The organism is Lachnoclostridium sp. An169 (assembly GCF_002160525.1).
GTDB lineage: Bacteria > Bacillota > Clostridia > Lachnospirales > Lachnospiraceae > Mediterraneibacter > Mediterraneibacter cottocaccae.
On the sequence record NZ_NFKT01000077.1, the window covers coordinates 1 to 1,048 of the forward strand.

Consider the following 1,048-nt stretch of genomic DNA (forward strand, 5'->3'; position numbering starts at 1 on the left):
GTGAGTCTTATGAAGTATTAAAGCCCTGTATCCATGTCAGCATTCTCGATTTCATCCACTTTCCACAGGACAATCGCTGTTACCGGAAGATTGCTCTCTGTGATGTGGAGACCGGTGAACAGTATACGGACCTGTTGGAACTGCATATCCTGGAATTGAAAAAACTGCCGGAGGAAGACCAGAATGAGGAGGGCGTAATCCGTTGGATGCGCTTTCTGAGCGGGAAGACCCGGAAGGAGTTTGAAGATATGGCAGAGAAAGACGAGTATATCGAAGAAGCGTATAATGAGTTGAAACGGCTGAGTCTGGATGAAAAGAAGAGGCTGGAGTACGAGGCGAGAGAGCGTGCGCTTCTGGATTATAATACCCAGATGAGGAGCGCGGAGCGGCGGGGAGAAAAACGTGGATTCGAGCGTGGAGAGAAGCGTGGAATCGAAATTGGAGAGAAGCGCGGAATTGAGCTGGGAGAGTGGAGTGCTCTGAAAAAACTGGTTGAGAAAAAACTGGAAAAGGGAAATGCCCCAGAAGAGATCGCGGATATCCTCGAGATGGACATAAGCGAGGTCGCCAAGATCGCAGAGGAGTGGAAAAAGGAACAAATGGAGGATAACTTTGTATAACTTCTGTAAGTTTGTTGATAACCCTCTTTTTTGTGTTCTTCTTATTGAAATTAAAATAATGTCATGATATGGTGAATGCACCCGGAGATCGAAATGCCTATCGGCACAGGGATCTTCCGGGTGCATTCAAACATTCTGAGAAATCTGAAAAAGATATCTGATCAAGAGTAATCTGAAGAGAAATCAAAATTCAGCAGGCGGATCTGCCGGGAAATCCAGAGTTTGAACAGGAACCTGTTGGGGTGGTGTTTTCAGGAAGAACATGGTATGATGGAAGTGGAAAATATGAGATAAGAAAAGCGAAAAAAGAAAGCGAACGTTAAATATCGCGGAAAAAATGAGACAAATGGCGCAGTAAAATTAATTGACAAAAACAGCAGTAACAATGAAAACTTTATCATGCTTCCCATGGTGGATTTCTGTTTCAA

Annotated in this window: 1 protein-coding gene; it reads left to right on the forward strand. The window is 44.2% G+C overall.

What is annotated here, in order from left to right; all coding sequences use genetic code 11:
- On the forward strand, positions 1-620 hold a 620-nt coding region (locus B5F07_RS22155; protein ID WP_140398082.1), incomplete at its 5' end, for an Rpn family recombination-promoting nuclease/putative transposase.
- Between the last annotated feature and the right edge of the window lie 428 nt (positions 621-1,048).